The following is a 23,481-nucleotide window of genomic DNA, read 5'->3' as shown; positions in this document are numbered from 1 at the left end:
GCACAGACGTCCCTGCTGGGACCAAATCGGCCGTGGACCCGCCTCGAAAATCGTTGCAAAAAGGCGCTCCCGAGGCGCCGGCGGCCGGTCTGCCAAGCCTCTGGGAATACGTCGACTTTTGGAAGAATGGTCGGAGTGGCAGGATTCGAACCTGCGACCCCTGCGTCCCGAACGCAGTGCTCTACCGGGCTGAGCCACACTCCGACAAGAAGGCGGCTTATAGCGTCGGGTTTGGCGCACCGCAAGCGGCCGAGTTGAGGAATTTTATCCCTGTGAAAACGGGTCTTGAAACGCTGATTTTACCGGCCGGAGAGGCTGCCGCTGCGGCCGCGGCCCGGGCGCTCACGGCCGGCGGGCTGGTCGCGTTTCCGACCGAGACAGTCTATGGGCTCGGGGCGGATGCCGCCAATGCCGCCGCGATCGCCCATCTCTACGCCGCCAAGGGGCGGCCCGCGTTCAATCCGTTGATCGCCCATGTCGCGGACGTTGCCGCCGCGCGGCGGATCGGCCGGTTCGATGCACGCGCCCTGAAGCTCGCGGAGGCGTTCTGGCCGGGGCCGCTGACGCTGGTGGTGCCGAAGACGGACGACTGCCCGGTGGCCGATCTCGCCACCGCCGGCCTCGACACGGTCGCGATCCGCATTCCCGCCCATCCCGTGGCCCAGGCGATCCTGCGCGCTTTTGGCGGGGCGGTGGTGGCACCATCCGCAAACATCTCCGGCCATGTCTCGCCGACGCTGGCCGCCCATGTCGAAAGCGACCTTGCGGGGCGGATCGACCTGATCGTCGACGGCGGGCCCGTCGAGGTCGGCGTCGAATCGACGATCGTCGGCTGCTTCGAGACATTGATGCTGCTCCGCCCCGGCGGGCTGTCGCGCGAGCAAATCGAGGCCGTGCTCGGCGCGCCCTTGGCGCGGCCGCCAGCGGAGGCCGAGAGCGAGGACAGCCAGCCGCTGGCGCCGGGCATGCTGGCCTCGCATTACGCGCCGCGCGCGGCCGTGCGGCTCAATGCGCGCGAGGTCGCGCCGGGCGAAGCGCTGCTGGCCTTCGGCCCGGCACGTCCGCCTGGCCTTGATGCCGCCGCCGCTGTCATGAATTTGTCGCCCGCCGGTGATCTCGATGAAGCCGCGGCCAATCTGTTCGGCTATCTTCGCGCCCTCGATGCCAGAGGGCCACGCGCGATCGCCGTGATGACGATCCCCGAAGAAGGACTCGGCGAAGCGATCAACGACCGGCTGCGTCGGGCTGCGGTTGCGCGATAAGAAGCTTGAGAAGAGACAACACCATGAACGTCAATAAGTCCGCCACCCTGCCGCTTGCGCCCGAGCTGATCGAACAATTTCGCAAGATCGTCGGCGAGCGCCACGCGATCACCGATACCGCCGACATCGAGGCTTACGTCACCGAGGAGCGCAACCTCTTCCACGGCCGCTCGCCGCTGGTGCTGCGTCCGGGCTCGACGGCTGAAGTCTCGGAGATCTGCAAGCTCGCCTCCGCGCACAGGATCGCGCTGGTGCCGCAGGGCGGCAATACCGGCCTCGTCGGCGGGCAGACGCCGCACAATGGCGAAGTGGTGGTGTCACTGCGCCGGCTCGACAAGATCCGCGAGGTCGACACCGCCTCCAACACCATGACTTGCGAGGCCGGCGTCGTGCTGCAAATCGCGCAGCAAAAGGCGGCGGAGGTCGACCGGCTGTTTCCGCTGTCATTGGGTGCCGAAGGCAGCTGCACCATCGGCGGCAATCTCTCGACCAACGCCGGCGGCACCGCCGCGCTCGCCTATGGCGTCGCGCGCGAGATGGCGCTGGGGTTGGAAGTGGTGCTGGCCGACGGGCGCGTGCTGAACGTGCTGTCGAAGCTGAAGAAGGACAACACCGGCTACAATTTGCACAACCTCTTCATCGGCGCCGAAGGCACGCTCGGCATCATCACGGCGGCGACTTTAAAACTATTTCCGAAGCCGCGGGCAATCGAGACCGCCTTCGTCGGGCTGAAGTCGCCGGCGGCGGCGCTCAAACTGCTCACGATCGCGCAATGCGAGGCCGCCAATGCGCTGACGAGTTTCGAGCTGTTGTCGCAGATGGCGGTCGATTTCTCGATCCGCCACGGCATCGACGTGCGCGATCCGCTCGCAGAAAAGCATCCCTGGTACGTGCTGATGGAATTGTCCTCTCCGAGCGAGGATGCGCGCACGCCGCTGGAGACGATCCTGACCCGCGCCATGGAAGAGGAGATCGTCGACGACGCCGTGATCGCGGCCAACCTCACCCAGCGCGCCGGCTTCTGGAAGCTGCGCGACGAGATGTCGGCGGCACAGAAGCCGGAAGGCGGCTCGATCAAGCACGACATCTCCGTGCCCGTCGCGGCCGTGCCTGCCTTCATCGCCGAGGCCGATGCCGCCGTGGTGAAGCTGATCCCCGGGGCGCGGCCGGTGCCGTTCGGCCATCTCGGCGACGGCAATCTGCACTACAATGTCAGCCAGCCGGTCGGCGCCAACAGCGCGGACTTCCTCGCCCGCTGGCACGAGATGAACGCGGTGGTCTTCGAGATCGTGCTGCGCATGGGTGGCTCGATCTCGGCCGAGCACGGCATCGGCGTGCTCAAGCGCGACGAGCTGCCCGAGGTGAAGGACAAGACCGCGATCGAGCTGATGCGGTCCATCAAGGCGATGCTCGATCCGCTGGGAATCATGAATCCGGGGAAGGTGCTGTGAGAGCGTCGATCCCGCCTGCTCCGCTCGCGATCGCCGCCATCACGGATTCCGACATCGAGCCCGTCGTCGCGCTGTGGCAGCGCTGCGGCCTGACCCGGCCCTGGAATAATCCGCATGCCGACATCGCGCTGGCGCGGCGGCGCGACAATTCCACCGTGCTGGTCGGCCGCGACAATGGCGCGATCGTCGCCACAATCATGGTCGGCCATGACGGCCATCGCGGCTGGGTCTATTACGTCGCGGTCGATCCCGATAGCCAGAAGCGCGGCTACGGCCGCGTCATCATGGCAGTGGCCGAGGACTGGCTGCGGGCGGCCGGAATTCTCAAGCTCCAGCTCCTGGTCCGCCGCGAAAACGCGCAGGCCAATGCGTTCTACCAATCGCTCGGCTACGAGGAATCCACCTCGGTGATGTTCCAGAAGTGGCTCGACGGCCGCGCGACGACGTCTTAGGACGCCGGAAACTCAAGCATCAAACGATCGCGACAACCTGTCACGAGGGCGCGGTGACGAATTTTCGGGCTGCACCACTTGATTGTTGGTGCAATTTATTACACGCTTTAGTGGTCTTTATAATTTGACGATCGCGAAGGTGGTCGGTGCTCACGATCCACCTCACCGCGATCCATATTCGAGTTATTTCAAGGGGGCTTGCAATGAGCAACATGCAGAACACGATTCTGATCAGCGCCGGCGTCGTTGCGGCGCTGCCATTGATCCCACTCGGCCACTATATCTACCATGGTTGGGCAGTCCGAAAGCTGCAGATCGTGTCGCGGTTTTCCGATGAGGCGGTCAAGCTCTACCGCGATACGTTCTGCCCCCAGAGCCAAACTGTGACCGCCGAAACCTTCGCCAAGGAATATGACCAGCGCTACGGTCGGCGGCACTTCACCTTTCCAACCTTGCTGTTTGCCGCGACGCTTCTATTCGCGGCATTTCACAGCATGAGATGGGTCTTCACCCACGACTGGATGAGCGCGGGTGAAAACATCGCGCCAAAGATCGCGATTTCCGGTTTAGCCGGCGCCTATGTCTGGGTAACTTATGATCTGATTGGCCGCGTGCGGCAGAACGACGTGGTAACGTCCGACGTCAATCGGGCGACGCTGCGTCTCCTGCTCTCCTTGCCGTTCGGCTTCGCGATCGCCGCGTTCGCCGGCACAATCTCCGGGACGAATATCACGCAAGCCGCGCTGGCCTTCTTCGTCGGGGCGTTTCCGACCGACACTGTGCTAAAGTTCATGCGCCGGACCGGATCGACGTCGCTGAAGCTCGACGCAGGCTCTTCGAGCGACGACGTTAAGGAATTGCTGACCATCGACGGTGTCGCGACACCGATCGCCGAGCGCTTCGTCGACGAGGGCATCAACACCAAGCTGCAGCTCGCCTATTGCGACCCGGTCGTGCTGACCATCAAGACCGGAATGGATTTTGCGTTCATTCTCGACTGCTGCGGTCAGGCCCTCGTCCGAACATATTTCAACGACGAGCAGATGAAGATCCTGAACAAGTTAGGTTTGCCTACGAGCATCGAGGTGATCGGGCTGATTGATCCGCTCGATGAACTCGACAAAGCCACCACGAACGCGCTGGCAAACGGTGGCCAAGCGCCTGCGGTGTCCCCGGCGCAGGCTGCCGCCCAGAGGCAGCTCACAGCGGTGGCGGCCGCATTGACACTAGACGAAACCTCGACACGGTTTATTTTGGGCCAGATCGCGGGGGATCCTTACTCGCGCTTTGCATTTGAAATCTGGTGAAATCTGGGCCCGGTCTCCTGCTGCGTGACGGGTGCGGACCCGCAGCAATCTGGAGAATGGCTTGTCAATTTCCGACCGTGTCCGCATCAAGGACGTCCGCGTGCTCTCGGACAACTGGACCCCGCTGAAGAACACCACGTTCGAGTACCGGCGCGCCAATGGCGAGTGGCAGACGCAGCACCGGGAAACCTATGAGCGCGACAACGCCGCAGCCGTGCTGCCCTACAACCGCGCGCGGCGCACGGTGATCCTAGTGCGCCAGTTCCGCCTGCCGGCCTATATCCGCGGCTACGACGATCTCCTGATCGAAGCGGCCGCCGGCGTGCTCGACGATGCCGCACCCGAGGTGCGCATCCGCGCCGAGGCCGAGGAGGAAACCGGTTATCGCCTGCACGACGTCCACAAGGTGTTCGAGGCCTTCATGAGCCCCGGCGCCATCACCGAGAAACTGCATTTCTTCGTCGCCGAATACGAGCCGGAGATGCGGGTCAGCGACGGCGGCGGCCTCGAGCACGAGGGCGAGGACATCGAGGTGCTGGAGCTTTCCATCGACGAGGCGCTGGCGATGATCGCAGACGGCCGCATCATCGATGCCAAGGCGATCATGCTGCTGCAATACGCGGCTCTGCATATTTTTAGGTAGGGCTTTCTTCACCTCGCCCCGCTTGCGGGGAGAGGTCGATCGCGAAGCGATCGGGTGAGGGGGAGCCTCCGCGAATTCCACTGTCACCTTCCTCGCGGAGACTCCCCCTCACCCCAACCCTCTCCCCGCAAGCGGGGCGAGGGAGCGGACCTGCTTCGCGGCGAGCCATTGCGCAATGCAATTCTGACCTGCGCCACCCCACTCCCCGTTGAGCAACTCGAAAACTATCTCTAGTCTGGGCCCTAACCAAGAACCAGGAGACGCGCCCATGTCCGCTCCGCGCGACGACGAATTTGGCTTTGCGCCCGACTACGATTCGCCCGTGCCCTACATGCAGCGCACGCGCGACTATTACACGGCGATCGGCTATACCACGCCGTATCGCTGGGCGCATTACACGGAGGCACCGTTCCAGCCGCTGAAGAAGCCATTGGCGCAGTCGCGCGTGACGATCATCACGACCGCGGCGCCGTTCGATCCGACCAAGGGCGACCAGGGGCCTGGCGCGGCATATAACGGCAGCGCGAAATTCTACCAGGTCTATGACGGCGACACGTCGACAGAGCACGACCTTCGCATCTCGCACATCGGCTACGACCGCAAGCACACTTCGGCCACCGACAGCGGCACCTGGTTTCCGCTGCCGCAGCTCTTGAAGGCGAGCGCCGCAGGACGGATCGGCGAGGTCGCGCCGCGCTTCTTCGGCGCCCCGACCAACCGCAGCCATCGGGTCACGCTGGATACCGACGCGCCGGATATCCTGGCGCGCTGTCTTGCCGACAAGGTCGACGTCGCCGTGCTGGTGCCGAACTGCCCGGTCTGCCACCAGACCACCGCGCTGGTCGCGCGGCACCTGGAGCGGAACGGCATTCCGAGCGTGATCATGGGCTGCGCCAAGGACATCGTCGAGCACGCCGCCGTGCCGCGCTTCCTGTTCTCCGATTTCCCGCTCGGCAATTCCGCCGGCAAGCCACATGATGTCGGCTCGCAGGCGCAGACACTCGAGCTCGCGCTAAGATTGCTGGAGACCGCGAGCGGCCCGCAAACGACGATGCAATCGCCGCTGCGCTGGAGCGAGGATGCCTCCTGGAAGCTCGACTACAACAACGTGGCGCAGCTTTCGCCGGAAGAGCTGGCGCGCCGCCGCGCCGAATTCGACAAGCAGAAGGAGATCGCGCGCGGCAACCGCGCCGCCTGACGTCCTCCGATAACGAAGAAAAAGGGAGAGAGACGTGACGCGACCGTTCGAGGGCGTGAAGATCCTGGACTTCACGCAAGTGCTGGCCGGTCCCTATGCGAGCTATCAGCTCGCGCTGCTAGGAGCCGACGTCATCAAGGTCGAGCGGCGCGAGGGCGAGGACATGCGCCGCACGCCGCTCAGCCGCGAATGGGCCGAGCGCGGGCTGGCGCCGGCATTCCAGGCCATCAACGGCAACAAGCGCAGCCTGACGATCGATCTGCAGAAGCCGGAGGCGATCGCGATCGTCAAGAAGCTCGCAGAGACCGTCGACGTGGTCATGGAGAACTTCCGCCCCGGCGTGATGGACAAGCTCGGCATCGGTTACGAGGCGCTGTCGGCGATCAATCCGAAGCTGATCTATTGCGCGGTCTCCGGCTTCGGCCAGACCGGCCCGGACCGCTTGCGGCCCGGCTATGACGGCAAGATGCAGGCGCTGTCGGGCATCATGGCGATCACGGGCCATCCCGAGACCGGACCGACGCGCGCGGGCTTTGCGGTGTGCGACGTGCTGTCGGGCGCGACCGCTGCATTTGGTGTGTCGAGCGCACTGTATCAGCGCGACCGCACCGGCAAGGGCCAGCTCATCGACGTCTCCATGCTGGAGGCGACGATGGCGTTTCTGTCCGGGCAGATCGCGGATTGGTCGGTCGCGGGCCATCGCCAGCAGCTTTCGGGCAATCAGGCGGTGAGCCGCAGGACCACGGCCAACCTGTTCAAATGCGGCGACGGCCACATCCTGCTCGCGGTCAACAACGAGAAGCAGTACCGCGCGCTGATGAGCACACTCGGCTGCGAGGATACGCTGACTGATCCGCGCTTTGCCGACTGGTTCTCCCGCAACGAGAACGAGGGCGCGCTCCGCGCCATCATCGAGGAAGCGCTGGCGGCCAAGCCGGCGCGCGAATGGGAGACGATCCTGGAAGACGCCGGCGCGCCCTGCGCCAGCATCTGGAAGGTCGAGGAGGTGATCGACCACCCGCAGATCAAGGCGCGCGGCGCGATCCAGGAGCTGGACACGCCCTACGGCCGCCTGCGCTTTGCCGGCAGCGGGTTCAAGCTCGCCCATGGCGGCGGCAAGCTGGATCGCATGGCGCCTGAGCTGGGGGCTGATACGGATGCGGTGCTCGGCGAACTCGGGTTCGATGCGGCGGAGATCGCAGCGCTGCGGGCAAGGGAGGTTGTTTAAAGCACCGCTGCGGTAGGGTGGGCAAAGGCGCAACGCGCCGTGCCCACCATTTATCTGCTTGCTCGATACACGATGGTGGGCACGCTTCGCTTTGCCCACCCTACGGCACCGCGGCTCGAACAACGAGCCCTGCCCGTCATCCGCCGGGCTAGCAGCAACCTTCCGCACCGCCTTCCTGGGCTTCACCGCCTCGGCCGCCGCCTCCATTCCCTCCGCGCTGATCGGCAAGAGCAACTGCTCGTCGTCATTGACGACGCGGTTGACGCGGGTGGAGACCGGGTGCCAAGCGAACTCGCCGATGCGCGGGGCGGTCATCAGCGGCAGGATCGCGTCGATTTCGTCGCTGCGGCAGTCGAGCCAGCGCTCGAAATCGCGCGGGCTAATGGTGACGGGCACGCGGTCATGCAACGCGGCGAGGTCTTCGCCTGCGGCCGCCGTGACGATCGCGACGGTGTCGAGTTCCTCGCCGTTCGGCCCGACCCAGGTCTCGAACAATGCGGCAAAGCCGAGCGGCGCGCCGTCGGCGCGGTGGATGAAGAAGGGCTGCTTGCGACCACCCTCCGCCTTCCACTCGTAATAGCCGTCCGCTGGGATCAGGCCGCGCCGGCGGCGAACCGCCTTTTTGAAGGCGGGCTTCTCCAGCGCCGTCTCGGAGCGGGCGTTGATCAGGAGCGTAAATCCGCGGGGGTCCTCGACCCAGCCCGGCACGAGGCCCCAACGCATCAGACGGAAATGGCGTGCGCCGTTCTCGATCAGCACGACCGGAATCGGCTGCGTCGGGGCGACGTTGTACCGGGGCGGGAAATTCGGCTGCTCAATGTAGCCGAACAGTTGCCGCAAAGCCGCGGGGGCCGAAGTTATGACGAAGCGTCCACACATCCTGGGGTATCTATATAGGGTCCGTTCAGGTCCTTTTAACCCCGAACGTTAACACTGCGGCCGATGAGCTCGACGGTCTCCCAACCCGCGCGGACGCATGTACAGACGGGCCCCGAGGCCGCCGCCTGGGCCGAGCGGCTGCGCGTCGCCAACATCAACCCGCGGACCGGGCTTGCCACCGACTATCTCAACCATTTCAATGAAGCCGTGATGCTGCTGGAAATGGTCCCCGACATGCCGGAATGCGCGGAAGATTTTCTGACCTGGACGCCACTGTCCTATGCCGAGCATTTCACCGCGTCGAATTTCAGGGCGCGCGACCTCGCCATCGAGGCCTATGAGAAGGCCGATCCCAACGTGCGCGCCCAGTTCGACCACATCACGGATACCATGACCTCGATCCTGACCGCGGTCGGCTCGGCCATGCGCGAGGTCGAGAAGGACACGACGCGCGTCCGGCTCGCCGAGCAGGCCACGGCCTGGGTCAAGCCGCTGATCGCGGCCTGCGGCGGCATCATCAATGGCGGCGCCGAAGCCGACATCGACACCATCATGGCGAACTGACCCGTGGTTTCGGCGGTCCAGCCTGCTCACCCCCAGATCGCGGTCAGTGCCGCGATTTTTCGCGACGGCAAGGTGCTTCTGACCCGCCGCGCCCGTTCGCCCGCAAAAGGGTTCTATTCGCTGCCCGGCGGCCGGGTCGAGTTCGGCGAATCGCTGCACCAGGCCCTGCTGCGCGAGGTCGACGAGGAGACCGGGCTCGCCATCGAGATCATTGGCCTCGCCGGCTGGCGCGAGGTGCTGCCGGCCGCAGCCGGAGCCGGCCACTACCTGATCATGTCCTTTGCCGCCCGCTGGGTGGCCAACGAACCCGTTCTGAACGACGAGCTCGACGATTACCGCTGGATCGCCCCGGACGCCGTCGCTGGCCTCGGCGACCTCAAGCTGACCGGGGGACTGGAGGACGTCATCCAGTCCGCCGCCCGGCTGATTGGGTCCTGACCGCCCCGCCTTGCTTCCACCGCCTCGACGGGGCATACATCGGGCCGATGTCCACGCGATTTCTGGCCATTTTCGCCCTGATTCTCGCCTGCGCCTCCGCGCCCACGAGGGCCCAGGAGGGGGCAGCGCCATTTGACGGCGATTTGCAGCGGCTGGCGGAGATTCTCGGCGGGCTGCACTATCTGCGCGGCATTTGCGGGTCCAACGAGGGCAACAAATGGCGCAACGAGATGCAGGCGCTGATCGATGCCGAAACACCCTCCGGCGAGCGCCGCACCCGCATGATCGCCGGCTTCAACCGCGGCTATAACGGCTTCCAGCAGACCTATCGGAGCTGCACGCCGGCGGCGACGGTGGCGATCCGCCGCTATATCGAGGAAGGCTCGAAGATCTCGCGCGATCTCACGGCGCGCTACGCGAACTGAGCTCTCTCCACTGGTCATTCCGGGGCGCGCGCAGCGCGCCCCGGAACGACGGCGCCGCTGGAACCCTGTCATCGATTTTGTTCACAGCCGTTAACCGTTCTTAAAGATGTAGCCTAGCGGTCGTTAACGCCCGTGCTACACCTCTCGCACAGCGCATCGCCGTGGATCGCGCCCCAGCCCTGATCGAGTTTCATGAGCCAGCCGATTTCCTACGCCCCCGCCCGCGCGCCACTGCCCGATCACGAGCAGAAGCAGGCCGCACTGAGCTATCTCAATGAGGCATGGGCCGAGGCGCGCCATGAAGGTGTCGACGGCGACTGCCTGGCGCAGGCGAGCCTGTTCGCGGCCTTTGCCGAACTCGTCGGCACCTACGGCGAGGACGCGGTGGCGAAGTTCGTCGAGGGCTTTCCTGGCCGCATCCGCAACGGCGAGTTCTCGGTCAGCCTCTCCAGGCAATAACCCTTTGCGAAAAATGACCCCGCCACGGGACGGGGCCAGTTGACGGATGTGACTTTGCCAAGTGCTCGCGAAGTCTGCCGCGATTTATCGCATGGAAGCGATTGAACGCGGACAAGAATTAGTCTGGCGATGACCGGGAGACGTTCCGATGCGATCGGGAATGCACGCCCAGGCATCAGGGCTCGACTTTCAGAGTCGCCTTCATATTGGGATGATAGCGACAGTAGTAATCGACAGTTCCCGCCTTCTTCACAACGAACGTCGCCGACTTCTTCGGCAGCAGAGGGACGTCAAAATCGCCGTTGGTCGCGGTCGCGGTGTGGGCGAAGATATCCTTGTTGATCCACTCAACGGTGTCGCCGACCTTGGCCGAGATTTCGGCCGGCGAGATCACGAGATTGTCCATCGTGATTTGAATGGTCGCCGCACGCGCCGGGACGACCATTGACAGGACCATGACCGCAAACGCGATCGACGCGAGGCGTCCCGGCTTCATCTCATCCTCCTATTTTAGCTCGGCCGCGACGTGCTCGGCGTGCTGCTGATGGCCCTGGAAGATCTTCAGGCCGGTCTGCAACAGGCTCTTCAGCTCGTTATTGCTCGCGGACGGAATGAGCTGGGTCTCCAACGCGCTATTGACCGCCTTGTGGTAGGCGACCTCGTTCTGGACATAGGCCTTGTCGAAGGCGGCGCCGCTCAGCTTGTTCGAGCTCAGCCATCTTGTCGCTCGCCTGCTTCGACAGCGCCCGGCTGGTGTCGTTATCTTCAGGCGTGACGTTCAGCTTCTTGACCAGCGCGAGCGCCTGCTTGTTGACGGCCTCGTGGTCGCGCAGCATGTCCTCGGCGAACGCCTTGACGTCCTTGTTCTTGGCTTTCTTCTGCGCCTGCTTGGCCGCGTTGATGTCGATCACGCCCGCGGTGTAGGCAATATGGGCGATCTGCGGATCGGTGGGCTTGTCGGCTGCGCGAGCGCCCTGCAGCAGCGCAGGACTCGACAGCAGGACGGCTGCGGCGATCGCCGCGCTCGATCGGAAGAACATGGCTTGATACTCCTGTGGTGCCGGACGTTTGGGCCGGCGCGTTGCTTCACAGGAGTTGGATGGTCATTTCGCGCAAACGTTCCCGAAAACTTTAGCTGCCGAAGCCGAGCCGCTTCAGCACTGCTTCAGTCAAGCGCTCACATCGCCACCCGGCGAACGGGAACGCATCCATCACCACCGGGCCGATCTCCTTCTCGACGTTCTCGCGCAGCATAGTGCGGGCGCGGTGCAGCCGCGTCTTCACGGTCTCGGGCTTGACGGCGAGCAGATCGGCGGTCTCCTCGATACTCATGCCTTCCATGACCCGGGCGACGAACACCATGCGGAAGACATCCGGCAACTCGTCGATGGCGCGTTCGACGACGCGCTGGATTTCACCTTGGGCCATGGTCCTTTCCGGATCGCCTGCGGGAGAAACGGGAAACTTGATGATCTGCGCGTCGAGCGCGGCATCCGGTATCGCGCCAAGTTCGACATCGGGCTTTCGGCTGCGCACCCGTCCGAGCGCCTCGTTGATGGCGATGCGCGACAGCCAGGTCGACAACCCGGCCTCGCCCCGGAAGCCGTCGAGATGGGTGAAGGCCCGGACATAGGTTTCCTGCACCACGTCCTCGGCTTCGCTGTCGCTGCGCAGGATTCCGCGCGCGAGGCGATAGAGCCTGCGGTTGTTGGCCTGCATGATCTCGCGCAAGGCGGCTTCGTCTCGGCCCCGCGCCCGGTCGATCAGCTCGGCTTCCAATGTCCTGACGCCGGCGGACAGGCCGGCTGCGGTCCGTTGCATGGCTGTCACCTGCTTGTTTCGCTTCGTTCCGGACATTGGATGCAGGCCTAAACGAAAGGTTCCCAACATTCTTACTGGCCGCTCTCTTACCCTCCCCTGGAGGGGGAGGGTCGTGTCGCATGGAGCAAAGCGCAATGCGAAGCGGGGTGGGGTGATCTCTCCAAACGGGCACCGCCAATGGCGAGAGACTGTCACCCCACCCCGCTCGCGCTGCGCGCGACCGACCCTCCCCCTCCAGGGAGGGTGAGTAAGCCCTAGTCCGTCTCGATCGGCAGTTCAGAATCCCGCGCCCACTCGCCCATGGAGGCGTCGTAGAGCGTCAGCTGATCATAGCCGAGCTGGGTCAGCATGAGCAGGTCGATCGTCGCCGAGATGCCGCCGCCGCAATACAGGATCACATTCTTGTCGCGCGTAACGCCTTGGGCCGCGAATTTGGCCTCGGCATCGGCCAGTGTCGTCAGCGTTTTGTCGGCATTGGTGAGCGACGCCGCTGGGACGTTGACGCTGCCCGGCACACGGCCGGGCCGGCCGTAGCGGCTCGGCTCGAGACCCTGATGAAATTGCGGACCGAGCGCGTTGACGATAACGGTCGAGGGATCGCCGATCCGGGCCTTCACAGTATCCTTGTCGACGAAGAAGCCTCGGCGCGGCGCGGCCTTGAACGTCGCGGCCGGATAGCCCCTCGGCGCACCTCTCTCGACCGGCCGCCCCTCGTCCTTCCATTTGTCGAAACCGCCGTCGAGCACACGCGCATCGACGCCGAGCGAGCGCAGCATCCACCAGAACCGCGTCGACCACATCATCGTGCCGATGCTGTAGAGCACGATGGTCTTGGACGCATCGAGGCCATGCCGGCCGAAGGCAGCCTCCAGCTGCGCCACATCGGGCATCATGAAAAACTGTTGCGCAGAGGTGTCGGAGAACTCGCCCTGCAGGTCGAGGAAATCGGCACCGGGAATGTGGCCGGCCGCAAACGTCTTGTCGCCGGGCACCGCACGATACGGCACATCGCTGCCCGGCGGCACCGGCTCGTTGTAGGTCGTGCAGTCGTAGAGGCGGAGATTATGATCGCCGAGCAGGCCTGCGAGTTGCTCAGTGGTGATGAGCGGCTGAGTCATAGAATGCTCTCCCATGCTTCCTCAATGTCGTCCCGGCGAACGCCGGGATCCATACCGCGTGATCTATCGGTGGACGTAGGTATTCGTACCGAGGGAAGGCCCAGCAACGACTAGTCTTCGCCAAACGTCTCCCTGTGGTTGTGGGTCCCGGCCTTCGCCGGGACGACATCGAGTGTGGAGCGGCCTACGCCTTCAGCGTCTCCAGAAACCGCACCGGCTCACCTTGCGAGGCCGTCACCAGCTCGCCCTGCCACATCACGCGGCGGCCGCGGATGAAGGTGCCGACGGGCCAGCCGGTGACGCGGACGCCGTCATAGGGGGTCCAGCCGGCCTTGGATGCCACCCATTTGTTGGTGATGGTCTCGCTGCGCTTCAAGTCGACGATGGTGAAGTCGGCATCGTAACCGGCGGCGATGCGGCCCTTGCAGGCCATGTTGTAGAGCCGCGCGGGCCCGGCGCTGGTGAGATCGACGAGACGGGCGAGCGAGAGCCGGCCGGCATTGACGTGATCGAGCATGATCGGCACCAGCGTCTGCACGCCGGTCATGCCGGAGGGCGAGGCCGGATAGGTCTTCTGCTTCTCGTCCAGCGCATGCGGGGCGTGGTCGGAGCCGAGCACATCGATGATGCCCTGCTCGATGCCGCGCCAGATCCCGGCGCGGTGATCGGCGCCGCGCACCGGTGGATTCATCTGCGCCAGCGTGCCGAGCCGCTCGTAGCATTCCGGCGCGACCAGCGTGAGGTGATGCGGCGTCGCTTCGCAGGAGGCGACGTCCTTGTGGTCGCGCAGGAACTCGATCTCTTCCTTGGTCGAGATGTGCAGCACATGGATGCGCTTGCCCGTCTCATGCGCGAGCTTGACCAGGCGCTGCGTCGCCATCAACGCCGCGGTCTCGTCGCGCCAGACCGGATGCGAGCGCGCATCGCCCTCGATGCGCAGCGATTTGCGGTCGTTGAGGCGGTACTCGTCCTCCGCATGGAAGGCGGCGCGGCGGCGGATGACCTGGAAGATGCGGCGGAGGCTCTCGTCGTCCTCCACCAGCAGCGCGCCGGTGGACGAGCCAATGAACACCTTGACGCCGGCGCAGCCCGGCGCGCGCTCCAGCACCGGCAGATCCTGCACGTTCTCGCGGGTGCCGCCGATGAAGAAGGCGAAATCGCAATGCATGCGGTGACGAGCGCGTTTCACCTTATCGGTGAATTCGGCTTCCGTCACTGTGAGGGGCGAGGTGTTCGGCATCTCGAAGACGGCGGTGACGCCGCCCATCACGGCGCTGCGCGAGCCGGTCTCGAGGTCTTCCTTGTGCGTCAGCCCGGGCTCGCGGAAATGCACCTGCGTGTCCATCACGCCGGGCAGGATGTGCAGGCCCTTGCAGTCGATCACCTCCGCGGCGCTGGCTTGCGACAGCATGCCGATCTCGGCGATGCGGCCACCCGTGATGCCGATATCGCGCAGGCCCTCGCCGTCCTGGTTGACCACGGTGCCGCCTTTGAGGATCACGTCGAAACGCTGGGTCATGGGACCTCTCTCATCCCCAAGCGCAGGGCTCGAGGTCTTGTCGTTTTTGCCTTGCGGGCTTACGTTCCGGAGCAACATGTCGCAAGAGATTTTCGCATGAAATCAGCGTTTCTTCCCGACCGGGGCGTGGTCAAGGTCGCGGGCGAGGATGCGCGCAACTTCCTCAATGGCCTCGTCACCACCGATGTCGACAGGCTCAAGCCGGGCCTGGGGCGATTCGGCGCGCTGCTGACGCCGCAGGGCAAGATCATCGTCGATTTCCTGATCACGGAGGTGCCCTCCGGCCATGGCGGCGGGTTCCTGATCGATTGCCCGAAGGCGCTGGCCGAGGGGCTCGCCACCAAGCTGAAATTCTACAAGCTGCGCGCCAAAGTCACGGTGGAAAACCTCTCCGATGCTCTGGGCGTGCTCGCGGCCTGGGACGGCCAGCCTGCCGCTCAGCCCGACCTCGGCTTCGCCGATCCGCGCCACAATCAGCTCGGCTATCGCATCCTGATCCCCGAGGATCTCAAGCAGAAGCTGTCCGATCTCATCGGCGCCGAGCTGGTCGACGCGGCCGAATACGAGGCCCACCGCATCGCGCTCGGCGTGCCGCGCGGCGGGCTCGATTTCATGTATAGCGACGCGTTCCCGCACGAGACCAACATGGACCGGCTTGCCGGCGTCGATTTCGACAAAGGCTGCTATGTCGGCCAGGAGGTCGTCTCGCGCATGCAGCATCGCGGCACCGCGCGCACCCGCAGCGTCAAGGTGTTGCTCGAGGGTCCCTCGCCCGAGATTGGCGCCACCATTCTCGCCGGCGACAAGCCGGTCGGCACAATCGGCTCGACCGCCCGCGGCAAGGGCATCGCGCTGGTGCGCATCGATCGTGTCGCGGATGCGCTCGATGCGGGCCAGCCGCTCACCGCGGGCGGCCTCGCGCTGACACTCGCCGAACCCGACATCGTCCGCATTCCATCGAAGCAACCCACCGCATCAGCCGCGCCCCTCGCCTGCATCCCGACGGAAAGACCCGCTGCCCGTGGCCCGGCGAAGATCCGCTCTATGTCGCCTATCACGACACCGAATGGGGCGTGCCTGAGTATGACGACCGCGCACTCTACGAAAAGCTGATCCTCGACGGCTTCCAGGCAGGCCTCTCCTGGATCACGATCCTGCGCAAGCGCGACAATTTCCGCAAAGCCTTCGACGATTTCCAGCCAGAAAAGATCGCGCGCTACAACGACAAAAAGGTGCACGCGCTGATGAACGATGCCGGCATCGTGCGCAACAAGGCCAAGATCGACGGCACGATCCTGAGCGCAAAATCGTATCTGGAGATCATGGAGAAGGGACCGGGCTTCTCGAAGCTGTTGTGGGACTTCATGGACGGCCGCCCCAAGGTCAACAATTTCAAGACCACCGCGAGCGTACCCGCCTCGACGCCGTTGTCGGTGCAGATCTCCAAGGAGCTGTCCTCGCGCGGCTTCAAGTTCGTCGGCCCGACCATCGTCTATGCCTTCATGCAGGCGACCGGTATGGTCAACGACCATCTGGTCGACTGCCATTGTCACGCGACCTGCGGCAAGACGCAGCGCAAGCCGCGCCTCAAGGCCAAATGACAGCCGAGAAGAAGACCGCGCGCGATGCGCAGTCCCGCGCCTGGCAGCGCATGTTGTCGGGCCGACGGCTCGATCTGCTCGATCCCTCCCCGCTCGACGTCGAGATCGCCGACATCGCGCACGGGCTGGCGCGCGTTGCCCGCTGGAACGGCCAAACCATCGGCACCCACATCTTCTCGGTCGCGCAGCATACGTTGCTGGTGGAGACCGTGATGCGGCACGAGATGCCGCGCGTCGACCAGCGCGTGCGAACTCGCAGCCCTGCTGCATGACGCACCCGAATATGTCATCGGCGACATGATCTCGCCGTTCAAGGCCGTGCTCGAGGGCCATTACAAGGCAGTCGAGAAACGCCTGCTTGGCGCCATCCACGTCCGCTTCGGGCTGCCGCCCGTGCTGCCGGAGGAGATCACGCAAGCCATCAAGTCCGCCGATCGCGGCGCGGCTTATCTGGAGGCGACCGAGCTTGCCGGTTTCAGCGAGAGCGAGGCACGGCGCCTGTTCGGCAAGGATCCCGGCCTACCCGACAGCGTCCGGCGCGACTATCTCACGCCCTGGACCGCGGCGCGGGCCGAGAAGCAGTTTCTGGAGCGGTTTGGCGCGGTGATTGCGTAGGGCAGTGGTGCCTCGATCTCTGCTGTCGTCCCGGCGCAGGCCGGGACCCATACTCCGGGAAGGGGTTTTGCGAAGACAGGGAGTTGCCACCGCCTCAGTCACGCCGGCCGGTGGTTATGGGTCCCGGCCTGCGCCGGGACGACAATGTGGGATGCTTTGCCCACCCTACCGGCGCTCGCTATAATCGGCGCTAAAAAGGTCCGCCATGATCCACGTCTGTTCCCTCGCCGCACTTCCCGAAACCGTCCGCCTCACCGGCGCCAGCCACGTGCTGACGGTGATGGCCAATGTCGAGCAGGTGGCGCGTCCCGTGTCCGTGCTGCCGGCCAACCATCTCAAGGTGTCGATGGACGACATCACCGAGGAGATGGACGGCTTCGTCGCACCGTCAGAGACGCATATCGAGCAAGTGTTGAATTTCGTGCGCGGCTGGGACCGCAGCGCGCCGCTAGTGGTGCATTGCTACGCCGGCATCAGCCGCTCCACCGCCAGCGCGTTTGCAGCGGTATGCGCGCTCAATCCGAACCGCGACGAGATCGAGATCGCCAAGAAGATCCGCGCGGCCTCGCCGATCGCCTCGCCGAACCGGCGCATCGTCGGCCTCGCCGATCGTGCATTGGGACGCAACGGCCGCATGCTGCGCGCGCTCGACGAAATGGGCCCGGGCGCGATGATGGTCGAGGGCCGCCCCTTCGTGATCGAGCTCGAATGAGTCGGGAGCCGAATAGCAGCCGCGACGGGACTGCGCCCCCTCTCCCGCTTGCGGGAGAGGCACAGGCGGCCTTCGGCCGCCGTCCTTTAAGAAGACGCCGATGCGAAGCATCGGCTATGGGTGAGGGTGCTTCCGCATCGGGGCACTCCCAGCGTGGAGAGAGCCCTCACCCGGCGCTGCGCGCCGACCTCTCCCGCAAGCGGGAGAGGTTGCAGCGAGCATGCGGAGAGACCGGCTCAATCAGCCGGCATATCTTATTCGCAACACCAGCGATCTCAGCCGCATGAGCGAAATGCTGCTGACGCCGATCGAGATTGGCCTGACCGCCGCGATCGTCGCGATCGAGGACCACGAGCCGCAGATCCTCACCGCACGCGGCGGTGACGGGCTTGCCGGCCTGCCGTTCGGGCCGTTCGATGCGCTCGCCCACCGCACCTTCGAGATCGGCCTGCGCGCCTGGGTCGAGCAACAGGCGGGCCTGCGGCTCGGCTATGTCGAGCAACTCTACACGTTCGGCGACCGCGGCCGTCATGCCGAAGCCGGCCACACCGGCGCGCACATGGTGTCGATCGGCTATCTCGCGCTGACGCGCGCCGTCGATGGCGAGCTCGCCGCGACCGGCGCGAGCTTCGAGCCATGGTATCGCTTCTTCCCCTGGGAAGACTGGCGCGAGCAGCCGCCGGAGATCATCGCCCGCGACATCATCCCGGCGCTGATGAAATGGGCCGAGGAGGAGACACCGGAGACCACGCGCGCGCTGCCGCGGAGGGATCGCGTGCGGTTCTATTTCGGTCTCGACGGTGCGCCCTGGGACGAGGAGCGCGTGCTCGACCGCTATGAGCTCCTGTACGAGGCCGGGCTGATCGAGGAGGCGCGGCGCGACGGCAGGCCTGCGGCATTAGCGCGCAAGACGCTTCCCGCGCTTGGGACCTCGATGCGGTTCGATCACCGGCGCATCCTCGCCACAGCCATCGCGCGGCTGCGTGCAAAACTGAAGTATCGTCCTGTGGTCTTTGAACTTTTGCCCGCCGAGTTCACACTCACGGAATTGCAGCATACGGTGGAGGCCATCTCCGGCCGCCACCTGCACAAGCAGAATTTCCGCCGCCTCGTCGAAACGGAAGCTCTGGTCGAACCGACCGGGGCGATGTCGACACAGACCGGCGGACGGCCGGCGGCGCTCTATCGCTTCCGCCGCGACGTGCTCCAGGAGCGGCCCGCGCCGGGCTTGCGCGTACGCTCCCGGCGCTGAGCATGATCCGGAAAAGTGCGTAAGCGGTTTTCCGAGCAAGATCATGCTCGAAACCGAAGACTCTAAGATTTCGCGATCGGCCCTGCCCGCCGGCTGCCTGGAGGCTTCATGTTCGACGGCCCGTTCGACGTCTTTGCGTTGATCATTGCGATCGCCGCCTTCCTCGTCGCGATCAAGGCCTCCAGTCAGGCAGCCGAACTGCGCCGCCGACTAAGCTCGCTCGAAGAGACGTTTGACGCGCAGCGGCGAGTTCAGCCGCCGCCACTCACGCCGACGTGGGAGCAGGCGCCCGCAACCGCGACGGCCGCCGCGGAGCCGCCGCCGCTTGCGCCGGAAGCCGAGCCCACGCCCCCACCCGCCACCGAAGCTGTTTCGCCGCCGCCGCTTGAAACGAGCACCGAGGCCGCTGCACCGCCTCCGCTGCCTGCACCCGCACCCAGCTTCGAGGAGCGACTCGGCACGCGCTGGGTGGTGTGGATCGGCGGGCTTGCGCTCGCGCTCGGCGGCTTCTTCATGGTGCGCTACTCGATCGAGGCCGGCCTTGTCGGCCCCGGCGTGCGCGTCTTCCTCGGCGGCCTGTTCGCGCTGGCGCTGTTAGGTGCCGGCGAATGGACACGGCGCAAGGAAAGCATCTCGACCATCCAGGCGCTGCCGATCGCCAACATCCCGGCGATCCTCACCGCGGCCGGCACGGCGGTGGCGTTCGCGACCATCTATGCAGCCTATGCGCTCTACGGTTTCCTCGTGCCCGCCACCGCCTTCGTGCTGCTCGGCCTCGTCGCGCTCGGCACGCTGGCCGCCGCGCTGCTGCATGGGCCCGCGCTCGCGGGCCTCGGCGTCGTCGGCGCGTTCGTGACGCCGGTCCTCGTCTCCAGCGGCAAGCCGGACTATTGGGCGCTCTACATCTATCTCGCGATCGTGACCGCCGCGAGCTTCGGCCTCGCCCGCATCCGGCTGTGGCGCTGGCTCGCGGTGACCACCATCGTCTTTGCGGTACTCTGGACCTTCGTGGGGCTCGAGCCCGAGTTGCAGGTGGCGCCGCACACCTTCCACGTCATTGCGGGCTTCACGCTCGCTGCGCTCCTCGTCGTCTGTGGCTTCATGTTCGGCCCGACCATCGAGGACGGCGAGATCGAGCCGGTGTCGTCGAGCTCGCTCGGCGCCTATCTGTTCGCAGCGATGATCATCGTGCTGTCGAGCGCGCATGCCGATCTGGCGCTGATCGCCTTCACCCTTCTGGTCGCGGGAACGCTGTTTGTCGCCTGGCGTGCGCCGGCAGCAACCGGTGCGCTGGGCGCGGCCGCGGCAACCGTCTTCATCGTGTTCGCCGAATGGGCGGTGCGGGCCAATCCCGACATGCTGGTGCTGCCGGGCGGTCCCCTGCCGGGTGTCGGGCCAGCAGCGATCGACAGCTCCGTGACACTGCATCTGGTGATGGCCGCGGCCTTCGCCGCCGGCTTCGGCATCGCCGGCTTCCTCGCGCAGGGCCGGTCGAATTCGGCTGTCATCCCCGTGGTGTGGTCGGCGGCGGCGGTCGCGACGCCGATCGCGATCCTGGTTGCGCTCTATGCGCGCATCGCCCATCTCGACCGCTCGATCCCGTTTGCGATCCTCGCGGTGCTGCTCGCCGCCGCCTTTGGTGCTGCAACCGAATCGCTCACGCGCCGCGACACCCGGCCGGGCATCATGATCTCCACGGCGCTGTTCGCGACCGGCACGCTCGGCGCGCTGGCGCTGGCGCTAACCTTCGCGCTGGAGAAGGGCTGGCTCACCATCGCGCTCGCGCTGATGTCGCTCGGCACCGCCTGGATCTCGATGCAGCGGCCGATCCCGTTCTTGCGCTGGCTCGCCGCCATCTTTGCCGGCATCGTCACCGCGCGCATTGTTTATGATCCGCGCATCGTCGGCGATGCCGTCGGCACCACGCCGATCTTCAATTGGCTGCTGTGGGGCTATGGCCTACCGGCGGCATCGTTCTGGGGCGCGAGCATCTTCCTGCGCCGCGGCGCCGACGATCCGCCGCTGCGCATGGTCGAGACCGCCGCGATCCTGTTCACCGCGCTGCTCGCCTTCATGAAGATCCGGCACTTTGCGACTGGTGGCGACATGATCTCGCCGCCGTCGCTGCTCGAGTTCGCGCTGCAGGTCTGCGTCGCGCTCGCGATGGCGATCGGGCTGGAGCGCCTGCGGCTGCGCAGCCACAGCATCGTGCACAATGTCGGCGCGATCGCACTCACCGCGATCGCCGCGCTCATCAGCGTATTCGGCCTGCTGATCCTGGAGAACCCACTGCTGTTCTCCAGCGCCAATGTCGGCGGCCTCGTGTTCAACCTGCTGCTGCTCGGCTATGCGCTCCCCGCGGTGCTGATGCTGCTGCTGTCCTATGCGGTGGCGGGACATCGCCCGGCCGCCTACGCCAATACGATCGCGGGCGGGGCGCTGGTGTTCGCGCTCACCTACGTGACGTTGGAGATCCGCCGCTGCTATCACGGCCCGGTCCTGCTCTACGGCGGCACCACGGGCGCGGAGCAATACACCTATTCGATCGGCTGGCTCGCCTTCGGCGTGGTGCTGCTCGGCGTCGGCATCCTGGTGAATTCGGAGCGCGCGCGGCTGGCCTCTGCCGCCGTCATCGCGCTGACGATCCTCAAGGCCTTCGTCATCGACATGTCGACGCTGACAGGCGTCTACCGCGCGCTGTCGTTCATGTGCCTTGGCATCGTGCTGGTCGCGATCGGCTGGCTCTACCAGCGCATCCTGTTCCGGCGACAGGTCGCACCGCCGCCGGCTCCGCAGACGGGCAGTTGAGGATCAGGCGGCGCGGACCGACTCCAGGAACTGCGCGACTTCGACCTTCAGACGGGTGCTGTCGGTCGCCAGCGATTTCGCCGCCGACAGCACTTCGGTCGAGGCCGAGCCGGTCTCGGTCGCACCGCGCTGCACGTCGGTGATGTTCATCGAGACCTCCTGGGTGCCGACCGAAGCCTGCTGCACGTTGCGCGAAATTTCCTGCGTCGCCGCGCCCTGTTCTTCGACGGCGGCGGCGATCGCCGCGGAGACCTCGGACAGCCGCTCGATGGTGCCGCCGATCTCCTGGATGGCGCTGACGGATTCCTGCGTTGCGGCCTGGATGCCCGACACCTGCGCTCCGATCTCGCCGGTCGCTTTCGCGGTCTGCTCGGCGAGCGCCTTCACTTCCGAGGCAACGACGGCGAAGCCGCGGCCGGCCTCGCCGGCGCGTGCCGCCTCGATGGTCGCGTTCAGCGCCAACAGATTGGTCTGGCCTGCGATGGTGTTGATGAGCTCGACGACGTCGCCGATGCGGGATGCCGCCTGCGACAGCGCGTTGACGCGCTCGTTGGTCCGCGCCGCCTGTTCGACGGCTTCCGCGGCCATCCGCGCCGAATCCTGAACGCGGCGGCTGATCTCGGTGATGGAGGAGGACAGCTCCTCCGAGGCGGAGGCCACGGCCTGGACGTTGGTGGAGGCCTCCTCGGAGGCAGCCGCGACGACGGTCGCGAGCTTCTGGCCGCGCTGCGCCGTGTTGGTCAGCGTCGTCGCCGAAGCCTCCAGCTCGGTCGAGGCCGACGACACGGTCCCGACCACTTCACCGATCATGGCTTCGAACTTGCGGGTGATGGCGTCGACGCGGCGGCCGCGCTCGATCTTGGCCTCGGCGTCGCGCGCCGCTGCCTCGTCGGCGGTTTTCTTGGCGATCAGCGCCTCCTTGAAGATCTGCAGCGCATCGGCCATCGAGCCGATCTCGGTTTTCTCGCCGCGATGCGGCACCTCGGCCGAGAGGTCGCCTTCGCCGAGCGACTGCATCGGACGGATGATCGAAGCAATGCCGCGGGAGACGTCGCGCACGAGATAATAGGCGGCGCCGATCGCGATCACGACCGAGAGCACGATGATGCCGACCAGCACCCGGAAGATCGTGGCGTAGCTGTCGGCGGCCTGCTTCGTCTCCAGCTCGGCGCCCTGATTGTTCAACTCGATGCCCTTCTGGAGCAGGGGATCGGCGGCCTGGGCCATCTTCGCGACCTTGGTCTGCAACAGCTCGTTGGCATCGGTCGGGAAGCGGCCGACGCTCTTGCGCGACAGCGCCATCACGTCCTGAACGCCATTCAGATACTCGGCCCACGCCTTGGTCCATTGTTCGTAGAGCGAGCGCTCCTCGGTAGCGGTGATCAGCGGCTCGTAGACCTTGCGGGTCTTCTCGATACGTTCGCGCAAGGAGGCCAGGCGCTTCTCTGCGGCTTCCTTGCCTTCAGCGGTGTCCTGCATCAGGTGCAGACGAAGTGCGACGCGCAGCTCGTTGATGTCGGCGCGCATCGAGCCGAGCGCACGCACGCTCGGCAGCCAGCTCTGCGCAATCTCGACGGTGTGAGCGTTGATGTTCTGCATCGTGCCGATCGCCGTCACGCCGACACCGGCGAGCGAGAGCACGAGGACCGACAACACGGTCAGCAGCTTGAAGACGATCGACAACTTCGACATCGCACGAATCCCGATGATAGCTGGCAGCGCGCACGTC

The 23,481-nt window shown here is 65.6% G+C and carries 20 protein-coding genes, 1 tRNA gene and 4 pseudogenes; 17 read left to right on the top strand and 8 right to left on the bottom strand.

Annotated elements, in window-relative coordinates:
- Window positions 1–127: 127 nt before the first annotated feature.
- A tRNA-Pro gene (locus ACSKB8_RS43655) sits at window positions 128–204 on the bottom strand.
- A gap of 68 nt (window positions 205–272) precedes the next feature.
- Between ACSKB8_RS43655 and ACSKB8_RS43650 the strand changes: the two genes are divergently transcribed.
- The 7 genes from ACSKB8_RS43650 (at window position 273) to ACSKB8_RS43620 (ending at window position 7,541) form a co-directional block, all read left to right on the top strand.
- Entirely contained in the window at window positions 273–1,262 is a 990-nt protein-coding gene (locus tag ACSKB8_RS43650; protein WP_438111620.1) for an L-threonylcarbamoyladenylate synthase, read from the top strand.
- A gap of 23 nt (window positions 1,263–1,285) precedes the next feature.
- Window positions 1,286–2,713 carry an FAD-binding oxidoreductase gene (locus ACSKB8_RS43645; protein WP_438111618.1) on the top strand — a complete coding sequence of 476 codons (1,428 nt, stop codon included), beginning with the start codon at window positions 1,286–1,288 and terminating at the stop codon, window positions 2,711–2,713.
- Window positions 2,710–3,165, top strand: a complete 456-nt coding sequence (locus ACSKB8_RS43640; protein ID WP_438111616.1) for a GNAT family acetyltransferase — start codon at window positions 2,710–2,712, stop codon at window positions 3,163–3,165. The genes ACSKB8_RS43645 and ACSKB8_RS43640 overlap by 4 nt, the downstream gene beginning before the upstream one ends.
- A gap of 146 nt (window positions 3,166–3,311) precedes the next feature.
- Complete coding sequence (locus ACSKB8_RS43635; RefSeq protein WP_438111614.1) at window positions 3,312–4,472, top strand: hypothetical protein; 1,161 nt, start codon at window positions 3,312–3,314, stop codon at window positions 4,470–4,472.
- A 61-nt stretch (window positions 4,473–4,533) separates the two neighbouring features.
- A complete protein-coding gene (locus ACSKB8_RS43630; RefSeq protein WP_438111612.1) occupies window positions 4,534–5,115 on the top strand; it encodes an NUDIX domain-containing protein in 582 nt (193 codons plus the stop codon).
- A gap of 268 nt (window positions 5,116–5,383) precedes the next feature.
- Complete coding sequence (locus tag ACSKB8_RS43625; protein ID WP_438111610.1) at window positions 5,384–6,313, top strand: glycine reductase; 930 nt, start codon at window positions 5,384–5,386, stop codon at window positions 6,311–6,313.
- A 34-nt stretch (window positions 6,314–6,347) separates the two neighbouring features.
- Complete coding sequence (locus ACSKB8_RS43620) at window positions 6,348–7,541, top strand: CaiB/BaiF CoA transferase family protein (RefSeq protein WP_438111609.1); 1,194 nt, start codon at window positions 6,348–6,350, stop codon at window positions 7,539–7,541.
- A 117-nt stretch (window positions 7,542–7,658) separates the two neighbouring features.
- Here ACSKB8_RS43620 and ACSKB8_RS43615 read toward each other — a convergent pair.
- Window positions 7,659–8,420 (bottom strand): annotated as a pseudogene (locus ACSKB8_RS43615) (SOS response-associated peptidase); the annotation flags it as partial.
- Between the two features lie 63 nt (window positions 8,421–8,483).
- Between ACSKB8_RS43615 and ACSKB8_RS43610 the strand changes: the two are divergent.
- The 4 genes from ACSKB8_RS43610 to ACSKB8_RS43595 all read left to right on the top strand — a co-directional run bounded on the left by ACSKB8_RS43610 (window position 8,484) and on the right by ACSKB8_RS43595 (window position 10,306).
- Window positions 8,484–8,984, top strand: coding sequence for a hypothetical protein (locus ACSKB8_RS43610; RefSeq protein WP_128935520.1), 501 nt, complete (start codon window positions 8,484–8,486; stop codon window positions 8,982–8,984).
- A 3-nt stretch (window positions 8,985–8,987) separates the two neighbouring features.
- Window positions 8,988–9,422: an NUDIX hydrolase gene (locus ACSKB8_RS43605; RefSeq protein ID WP_370984885.1), complete on the top strand. Its 435-nt coding sequence runs from the start codon at window positions 8,988–8,990 to the stop codon at window positions 9,420–9,422.
- A 47-nt stretch (window positions 9,423–9,469) separates the two neighbouring features.
- A complete protein-coding gene (locus ACSKB8_RS43600) occupies window positions 9,470–9,847 on the top strand; it encodes a TIGR02301 family protein (RefSeq protein ID WP_091892564.1) in 378 nt (125 codons plus the stop codon).
- A 192-nt stretch (window positions 9,848–10,039) separates the two neighbouring features.
- Window positions 10,040–10,306, top strand: a complete 267-nt coding sequence (locus ACSKB8_RS43595; protein ID WP_091892566.1) for a hypothetical protein — start codon at window positions 10,040–10,042, stop codon at window positions 10,304–10,306.
- Window positions 10,307–10,481: 175 nt separating this feature from the next.
- Here ACSKB8_RS43595 and ACSKB8_RS43590 read toward each other — a convergent pair whose 3' ends face one another.
- From ACSKB8_RS43590 to ACSKB8_RS43570, 5 genes and pseudogenes are all read right to left on the bottom strand, one after another.
- Window positions 10,482–10,802 (bottom strand): cupredoxin domain-containing protein, encoded by a 321-nt coding sequence (locus ACSKB8_RS43590; RefSeq protein ID WP_438111606.1) that lies wholly within the window; start codon window positions 10,800–10,802, stop codon window positions 10,482–10,484.
- A gap of 9 nt (window positions 10,803–10,811) precedes the next feature.
- Window positions 10,812–11,346, bottom strand: a pseudogene (locus ACSKB8_RS43585) (DUF4142 domain-containing protein).
- Between the two features lie 91 nt (window positions 11,347–11,437).
- Window positions 11,438–12,127 carry an RNA polymerase sigma factor gene (locus ACSKB8_RS43580; protein ID WP_438111604.1) on the bottom strand — a complete coding sequence of 230 codons (690 nt, stop codon included), beginning with the start codon at window positions 12,125–12,127 and terminating at the stop codon, window positions 11,438–11,440.
- Between the two features lie 254 nt (window positions 12,128–12,381).
- Window positions 12,382–13,245 carry a sulfurtransferase gene (locus ACSKB8_RS43575; protein ID WP_438111602.1) on the bottom strand — a complete coding sequence of 288 codons (864 nt, stop codon included), beginning with the start codon at window positions 13,243–13,245 and terminating at the stop codon, window positions 12,382–12,384.
- Between the two features lie 184 nt (window positions 13,246–13,429).
- A complete protein-coding gene (locus tag ACSKB8_RS43570; RefSeq protein WP_438111600.1) occupies window positions 13,430–14,764 on the bottom strand; it encodes a dihydroorotase in 1,335 nt (444 codons plus the stop codon).
- Between the two features lie 96 nt (window positions 14,765–14,860).
- Here ACSKB8_RS43570 and ygfZ point away from each other — a divergent pair.
- The 6 genes and pseudogenes from ygfZ to ACSKB8_RS43540 form a co-directional block, all read left to right on the top strand.
- Window positions 14,861–15,739, top strand: a pseudogene (ygfZ, locus tag ACSKB8_RS43565) (CAF17-like 4Fe-4S cluster assembly/insertion protein YgfZ); the annotation flags it as partial.
- Window positions 15,739–16,365 carry a DNA-3-methyladenine glycosylase I gene (locus ACSKB8_RS43560; RefSeq protein WP_438111794.1) on the top strand — a complete coding sequence of 209 codons (627 nt, stop codon included), beginning with the start codon at window positions 15,739–15,741 and terminating at the stop codon, window positions 16,363–16,365. The pseudogene ygfZ and the gene ACSKB8_RS43560, both read left to right, overlap by 1 nt.
- Window positions 16,362–16,980: pseudogene (locus tag ACSKB8_RS43555) on the top strand (YfbR-like 5'-deoxynucleotidase). The gene ACSKB8_RS43560 and the pseudogene ACSKB8_RS43555 overlap by 4 nt, the downstream one beginning before the upstream one ends.
- A gap of 205 nt (window positions 16,981–17,185) precedes the next feature.
- Window positions 17,186–17,692, top strand: a complete 507-nt coding sequence (locus ACSKB8_RS43550; protein WP_128935531.1) for a tyrosine phosphatase family protein — start codon at window positions 17,186–17,188, stop codon at window positions 17,690–17,692.
- Between the two features lie 283 nt (window positions 17,693–17,975).
- Complete coding sequence (locus ACSKB8_RS43545; RefSeq protein WP_438111598.1) at window positions 17,976–18,944, top strand: NUDIX hydrolase; 969 nt, start codon at window positions 17,976–17,978, stop codon at window positions 18,942–18,944.
- Window positions 18,945–19,052: 108 nt separating this feature from the next.
- Window positions 19,053–21,752 (top strand): DUF2339 domain-containing protein, encoded by a 2,700-nt coding sequence (locus tag ACSKB8_RS43540; RefSeq protein ID WP_438111596.1) that lies wholly within the window; start codon window positions 19,053–19,055, stop codon window positions 21,750–21,752.
- Between the two features lie 3 nt (window positions 21,753–21,755).
- Here the strand turns inward: ACSKB8_RS43540 and ACSKB8_RS43535 are convergent, their stop codons facing one another.
- Window positions 21,756–23,444 (bottom strand): methyl-accepting chemotaxis protein, encoded by a 1,689-nt coding sequence (locus tag ACSKB8_RS43535; protein WP_438111594.1) that lies wholly within the window; start codon window positions 23,442–23,444, stop codon window positions 21,756–21,758.
- Window positions 23,445–23,481 lie beyond the last annotated feature (37 nt).

Origin of the sequence: Bradyrhizobium sp. BR 1432 (genome assembly GCF_051547705.1) — a bacterium.
GTDB lineage: Bacteria > Pseudomonadota > Alphaproteobacteria > Rhizobiales > Xanthobacteraceae > Bradyrhizobium > Bradyrhizobium zhanjiangense.
This window is presented reverse-complemented; position numbering and strand designations above follow the sequence as displayed.

Bases quoted from the DNA above. Each gene is read 5' to 3' on its own strand.
- ACSKB8_RS43645 (WP_438111618.1), top strand. From the start codon at position 1,286: ATGAACGTCAATAAGTCCGCCACCCTGCCGCTTGCGCCCGAGCTGATC.
- ACSKB8_RS43625 (WP_438111610.1), top strand. From the start codon at position 5,384: ATGTCCGCTCCGCGCGACGACGAATTTGGCTTTGCGCCCGACTACGAT.
- ACSKB8_RS43610 (WP_128935520.1), top strand. From the start codon at position 8,484: ATGAGCTCGACGGTCTCCCAACCCGCGCGGACGCATGTACAGACGGGC.
- ACSKB8_RS43600 (WP_091892564.1), top strand. From the start codon at position 9,470: ATGTCCACGCGATTTCTGGCCATTTTCGCCCTGATTCTCGCCTGCGCC.
- ACSKB8_RS43595 (WP_091892566.1), top strand. From the start codon at position 10,040: ATGAGCCAGCCGATTTCCTACGCCCCCGCCCGCGCGCCACTGCCCGAT.
- ACSKB8_RS43590 (WP_438111606.1), bottom strand. From the start codon at position 10,802: ATGAAGCCGGGACGCCTCGCGTCGATCGCGTTTGCGGTCATGGTCCTG.
- ACSKB8_RS43580 (WP_438111604.1), bottom strand. From the start codon at position 12,127: ATGCAACGGACCGCAGCCGGCCTGTCCGCCGGCGTCAGGACATTGGAA.
- ACSKB8_RS43575 (WP_438111602.1), bottom strand. From the start codon at position 13,245: ATGACTCAGCCGCTCATCACCACTGAGCAACTCGCAGGCCTGCTCGGC.
- ACSKB8_RS43570 (WP_438111600.1), bottom strand. From the start codon at position 14,764: ATGACCCAGCGTTTCGACGTGATCCTCAAAGGCGGCACCGTGGTCAAC.
- ACSKB8_RS43550 (WP_128935531.1), top strand. From the start codon at position 17,186: ATGATCCACGTCTGTTCCCTCGCCGCACTTCCCGAAACCGTCCGCCTC.
- ACSKB8_RS43545 (WP_438111598.1), top strand. From the start codon at position 17,976: ATGAGCGAAATGCTGCTGACGCCGATCGAGATTGGCCTGACCGCCGCG.
- ACSKB8_RS43540 (WP_438111596.1), top strand. From the start codon at position 19,053: ATGTTCGACGGCCCGTTCGACGTCTTTGCGTTGATCATTGCGATCGCC.
- ACSKB8_RS43535 (WP_438111594.1), bottom strand. From the start codon at position 23,444: ATGTCGAAGTTGTCGATCGTCTTCAAGCTGCTGACCGTGTTGTCGGTC.